General features: G+C 44.7%; 6 protein-coding genes. 4 read left to right on the top strand and 2 right to left on the bottom strand.

The features are described from left to right. Positions 1-213 precede the first annotated feature (213 nt). From NSS66_RS25825 to NSS66_RS25815, 3 genes are all read left to right on the top strand, one after another. A complete protein-coding gene (locus NSS66_RS25825; protein WP_339201452.1) occupies positions 214-1,206 on the top strand; it encodes a ketoacyl-ACP synthase III in 993 nt (330 codons plus the stop codon). Positions 1,207-1,335: 129 nt separating this feature from the next. Continuing rightward, positions 1,336-3,471: a DNA topoisomerase III gene (locus NSS66_RS25820; RefSeq protein ID WP_339201453.1), complete on the top strand. Its 2,136-nt coding sequence runs from the start codon at positions 1,336-1,338 to the stop codon at positions 3,469-3,471. 98 nt (positions 3,472-3,569) lie between these two features. Continuing rightward, positions 3,570-3,707, top strand: a complete 138-nt coding sequence (locus NSS66_RS25815) for a hypothetical protein (RefSeq protein WP_023987042.1) — start codon at positions 3,570-3,572, stop codon at positions 3,705-3,707. 184 nt (positions 3,708-3,891) lie between these two features. On the opposite strand, the gene NSS66_RS25810 is transcribed toward NSS66_RS25815, so the two are convergent. Continuing rightward, the gene (locus NSS66_RS25810) at positions 3,892-5,052 is read right to left on the bottom strand and encodes a type II asparaginase (RefSeq protein WP_339201454.1); all 1,161 of its coding nucleotides are present in this window, start codon (positions 5,050-5,052) and stop codon (positions 3,892-3,894) included. Positions 5,053-5,398: 346 nt separating this feature from the next. After that, positions 5,399-5,527, bottom strand: coding sequence for a DUF4023 family protein (locus NSS66_RS25805; protein ID WP_023987044.1), 129 nt, complete (start codon positions 5,525-5,527; stop codon positions 5,399-5,401). Positions 5,528-5,717: 190 nt separating this feature from the next. Between NSS66_RS25805 and NSS66_RS25800 the strand changes: the two genes are divergently transcribed. Then, entirely contained in the window at positions 5,718-5,981 is a 264-nt protein-coding gene (locus NSS66_RS25800; RefSeq protein WP_339201455.1) for a DUF1294 domain-containing protein, read from the top strand. Positions 5,982-6,043 lie beyond the last annotated feature (62 nt).

The following is a 6,043-nucleotide window of genomic DNA, read 5'->3' as shown; positions in this document are numbered from 1 at the left end:
ACAAACAAAAGAGACCATGATCTTCAGAAGATCATGGTCTCTTTTTTGCGTTAAAAGGCAGAGGGATTTTATTTAAAGTGAGTTTGTTATAAGTTCAACTGGATAAGTGGATATTAACTAGTAAATAAGAAGACGTTTTTAAAATAATTTAGTACCAGGTATTAGTATCTGGTGTTATAATGTGAATAAGGATTACAAAGGAGAGTGATCAGATTGTTGAATTCAAAAGCTAAGCTTACGGCCTTTGGCACTTATGTGCCTGAACGCATTTTGACAAACGCCGATTTGGAGAAGCTTGTGGACACTAGTGACGAGTGGATTGTACAAAGAACGGGTATGCGTGAAAGACGAATTGCGGCTGAAGATCAATATGTATCTGATTTATGTATACAAGCTATTACACGTATGATTAACCTGTATGACGTAAATATAAACGATGTTGAGATGATCATTGTAGCGACTAGTACACCTGATTACTACTTTCCAAGCACGGCTTCACGTATTCAGGCTCATTTTGATATTCCGAACACGGGGTCAATGGATATTAGTGCAGCATGTGCAGGTTTTTCCTATGGACTTCATTTGGCAAATGGCCTTATTACGAGTGGTCTGCATCGTAAGGTGCTAGTAGTGGGAGCCGAAACGTTGTCCAAAATTACAGATTATACGGATCGGACGACGTGTATACTTTTTGGAGACGGTGCAGGAGTTGCACTTGTTGAATATGACGAGGATGAAGGATCATTTTTAACTTCTGATATAGGTACTTATGGGCATGGGGGAGCACATCTTTACCGTGTGGGATTATCTGATCATTTGGATGGAGAGAAGCTGCAAGACCATGGATTTATTGCTCAAAATGGACGCGAGGTTTATAAATGGGCTGTTCGCTCTGTTCCAACGGGAATCGAACGATTATTGGATAAGGCAAATATGAAGAGGGAGGATCTTGACTGGTTTGTCCCTCATAGCGCTAATTTGAGAATGATCGAGTCCATATGTGAAAGAAGTACAGTACCTTTGGAAAAAACGCTGACCAGCGTAGAGTTGTATGGTAATACATCGGCGGCATCCATCCCGTTGGCTTTGCAGTGTGGTTTGGATGATGGACGTTTACGGTATGGACAACATTTATTGTTATATGGTTTTGGGGGAGGCCTCACCTATGCGGGTCTGCTATTAAAATGGAGTGTGCCTGATTTGTAAGTTATCCTAACTGATGTAGAAGCAATAGCAATAGTATGTAGGATCATGTTAATAAGAGCCGTTGGCATTAGAATTTATCGTAAGATGGCAGGATGGTATAATTAACACTATGAGAGAAAGGAGCGTAACATGAAGGTATTGGTATTGGCAGAAAAACCGTCCGTGGCCAGAGAGATTGCACGTGTGATGGGTAGCCGCGAGAAGCATAAAAGTTATATAGAAGGACCCCAGTACGTGGTGACGTGGGCACTGGGACATTTGGTCGGCTTAGCAGAGCCGGAGGATTACGATTCTAAGTATGCGACCTGGAATTTGGAGGACCTGCCTATTCTTCCGAAGAGTTCAAAGTTAAAGGTGCTGCGCGAAAGTAACCATCAGTTCAAAGCTGTGCAGCAGCTCATGAAGCGGCAGGACATTGGAGAGCTTATCGTGGCAACAGATGCTGCTCGTGAAGGAGAATTGTTGGCACGCTGGATCATCCAAATGGCAAACTGGAAAAAGCCCTTCCGGCGCTTATGGATCTCCTCGCAGACGGACAAGGCGATTAAGGCAGGTTTTGCAAAGCTATTGCCTGGTCAGCAGTTTGATCGTTTATATGAATCGGCTCGCTGTAGAGCTGAAGCAGACTGGATGATTGGTCTCAATGTAACTCGCGCGTTGACTTGTCGTTATAACGCCCAACTTTCGGCTGGAAGAGTGCAGACGCCAACGCTGGGGATGATTATGGAGCGTGAGAAAGAAATTACCGAATTCCGTTCTCAGGAATATGATACTTTGACGGCGGATTTCGGCGATTTTCAGGCAACTTGGCGGGCAGAGAGCGGGGATTCACGCATGTTTGACCGCACTCAAGCAGAGGCTTTGCGCCGCAGGCTTGAGGGGGCTAAAGGCACAGTTGCGAGTGTTAAAAAGAGCGAAAAGAACGAGCCTCACCCGCTAGCGTATGATTTAACGGAGCTGCAAAGAGATGCTAATCAGCGCTATGGCTTTTCGGCTAAACAAACGTCTAATCTGCTTCAGCGTCTGTATGAACAGCATAAGCTGGTGACCTATCCACGTACGGACAGCCGTTATCTGACATCCGATATGGTGGACACACTTAAGGAAAGGCTCAGTAGTGTAGCAGTAGGTCCATATGCTTTCTTGGCACGTCCGCTATTGCGTAACAACCTACCAATCACAAAGCGAATTGTGGATGACAGTAAAGTCACGGATCATCATGCGATTATTCCTACTGAGCAGACATTATTGCTTAATCAGTTGAGCCCAGAGGAACGTAAACTGTATGATCTGATTGCACGACGTTTTATCAGTCTATTCTATCCACCTGCACGTTATGATGCTGTAGCCGTATCAGTAACGGTGGAGCAGGAGACGTTTCAGGTAAAAGGCACAACGGTAAAAGATAGCGGATGGCGTGCTGTATATGACGCGAACCATTATGATATGGATGATGAAGAAGCAGAGGATCGGGAAAACAATGGACAAGGCGTTATTTTACCTGAGCTGCAAAAAGGAGATTCAGTCCGGTTACAACGTTGTCTTGTACGAGCTGGGCGAACGATGCCGCCGAAGCGGTATACAGAAGCAGCCCTGCTCGCTCAGATGGAAAAGCATGGACTGGGTACTCCTGCTACCCGTGCCGATCTGATTGAGAAGCTTGTCAGCTCGGATACGATTGAGCGTCAGGGGAACGTGATGCATCCCACAGGGAAAGGTAAGCAACTGATTGAACTGGCGGCTCCACAGCTTAGAACGCCCGAACTGACGGCACGTTGGGAAGCGGAGCTGGAACGGATTGCTCGTGGTCAAGGACAACCGGAACCGTTTTTGAATTCTATTCGTGCTATGGCGAAAGAGTTGGTTTCCACTGTAAAAAATAGCAGTGCGGAGTACAAGCCCCACAACGTGACGAATAGTCATTGTCCTGATTGTGGTACAAAGCTGTTGGAGAAGAAGGGGAAGAAAGGAAAGTTCCTTGTATGTCCAAGTGCGGATTGCGGTTACCGTCGTTCAGGGGAAAAACGTTTGTCCAATCGACGTTGTCCGCAGTGTCATAAGAAAATGGAAATGAAAGAGGGCAAGGCAGGGCTATATGTAAGATGCCTGCCCTGCGGCATTACTGAGACGTTGGATAATGACAAGCAGCGGGTAAACAAACGGGAACAGCAAAAGCTAGTAAGACAATTTGAAAAGCAGGAATCTTTTGGCTCCAGTTTGGGTGATTTGCTAAAAGCAGCGATGGAACAAAAGCAGGGCAAATAACGGATGACCAAAAGTGCTGTAGTCAACATAATCAGCAGGTATACGTCGGTATAAAAACGATCACTCCTTGGCATGGTAATCCGAGGAGGTGAGTATTTATGCCCAAGCATAAGTCGCTTAAAATCAATAATCAGCAAAATAAATCAAGTATTCTGGAGGAAGAAATCGCTCCTCATCCAGAGAAGCAAGCGAAATATCCTCCAAGCTTGAATGGGATTCCCAAACAGCAGTCTTGATGCTACATGGGAGGAACAACGAATTACTGTTTAAGACCAAGACGATTGGATATCAGATGAAATAGTTACTAATGCTAGAATTGTCTCGCAAAAAAAAGAAGCAGCAGTTACGGTGGTCAACCGTAATCGCTGCTTCTTTTTCATAATAAAGATGATCTATTTATTTGATTTGGGATGACTGCTTTTAGTATTCATTAAAAAAGGATTGAATTTGGTTAACATCGTGTGTTTGGGTCAAAGCAAGCATGAGCAAAATCCGTGCTTTTTGCGGATTAAGCGAATCGGTCGACACAAAGTTCGATGCCGCGTCTTTTGTTGACGGGGACACAACTCCACTTCCCACGCGGCTGGAGCGGGCAATGATCACTCCTTTTTTACCTGCGGCCTCTGCGCCCTCTGAGGAGGTCTTGGACAAGGAACCATTACCGGAACCAGCTACGACAATACCCTTGGCACCAGCTGCTACGGCTGCATCATATAGATAGCGACCATTGTTTTGATACTCGTATAAAATATCTACTTGCGGCAGTTGAGTCAGGTTAGAGATGTCGAATACAGAAGAAGTCGTATGCTTGTGCGTGGATTTGTTGTAGTAGTACACTTGATCACCCACAACAGCTCCAAGGTATCCCTGCTCCACAGACTTGAACGTATCGACTGCTGTTGTGTTTGTTTTAGTAATATATCTTGCTGCACCGATACGGTCGTTCAGCAGGACGAGTACACCCTGACCTTTAGAGGCCGAAGCCCCGGCGACTTTCACTGCATTATACAGGTTGAAGGGACCATCGGCACTGATGGCAGTAGCTGGACGCATAGAGCCAACGACAACTACTGGCTTATCGCTTTTGATAACAAGATTGAGGAAATAAGCGGTTTCTTCTAATGTATCTGTGCCATGTGTAATGACAATGCCGTCTACATCGTCTCTGGCAAGCAGTTCATTGGTACGTTTGGCAAGTTTTAAGAGGATCTCATTATTAACGTCGGGGCTACCTACATTAACAACTTGCTCACCACTGACATTTGCAATACTTTTCATCTCAGGAACGGCATTGATCAGAGTTTCCACACCTAACGCTCCTGCTTTGTAGCCGGTCGTATCCGTATTGACGGAAGATGATCCTGCAATGGTCCCTCCCGTGGCAAGTATTTTAATATTGGGTAAATGATTGGTTTGAGGATTTGCGGATTTGTCCGACGTTGTAGTGGCAGAAGTAGGTGCAGTTGTGCTGGTTGTAGCTGCTGCCGCAGCGTTGGCGGTAAATCCACCACTCCACAAGGTACTTCCGAGAATAAAGCTAGCCAACAGGGGAATCATCGTCATTTTTTTCATGTTAGTCATATAAAGCTCCTCTCCAATCTTAAACCTCAAATATTAATGATAGATTAACTGACAAATAATTTGTCGAATTACGTTAATATCACGAATTATAGGGTGTAAAATTGTTTTTAGTCAACACTTATGTTAGGGAATATGACTTTAGAACTTGTTTATTATAAATGTAATCGATTTCAAAAAAATATTTGCAAAAACAACAAGCAGATATCTCATAAGGAGTCTGCTTGCTGTTATTGTGGAAGCTAAACAACGGAGTTTACCTTGTACTCAATTCTCAGGAAAAGCTGCAAGGTTAAGTTGATACTATACGTTAATAACGTGGCTATACAGCTTAATACAGATTCCTTGATCAAGGATTGTTGGTATGCTGTTTTGTCGGCAAGCTGGCGCTGGGAGTTCCTTTTCCTCGTTTGCGGTTGCGTTCTGCCTTTTTTGCATTTTCTCGCAGCTTTTCAACGTATTCATGGGTGCTTTCCATCGTAGTCCCTCCTTTAAGACGAAATAGATGCACTCGGGGATCGCCCTTATGCCACCTTACTATTTCCGCAAAAGCACTATCCAAGTCAGGGGAGGCGTTGTTTCTGTAAAAGGGGTGGGGTTATAATGAGGGGGAGCGCTATATAAGGCCTAATCCTGAACTTGGTAGGTGTGCAAAAGGAGGAGAGGCATTGCAGACAGGCTTGTTGGTATGGCTGCTGTTTATCAATGCAGTAGGCTATCTGGTAATGTCGGAAGATAAAAAGAGAGCACGTAAACATCGCGATCGTGTACCTGAACGGACGTTGTTTTTCCTGGCCCTGATCGGGGGAGCATTAGGCGTGCTAATTGCCATGTACCGTAAACGCCATAAAACACGGCATATGAGCTTCAGATTTGGTATTCCTGCGTTGCTATTCATGAACGCATTGCTGTATGGGTATTTTTTACGGTAAAGGGGAGGAGTTTAGGTTCTCATAGGGAAGTTTAATGATGAGTGAGAAGACTACTCCAGCCA

This window comes from Paenibacillus sp. FSL R10-2748 (assembly GCF_038005565.1).
In the GTDB taxonomy this organism is placed as follows: Bacteria; Bacillota; Bacilli; order Paenibacillales; family Paenibacillaceae; genus Paenibacillus; species Paenibacillus polymyxa_B.
This window is presented reverse-complemented; position numbering and strand designations above follow the sequence as displayed.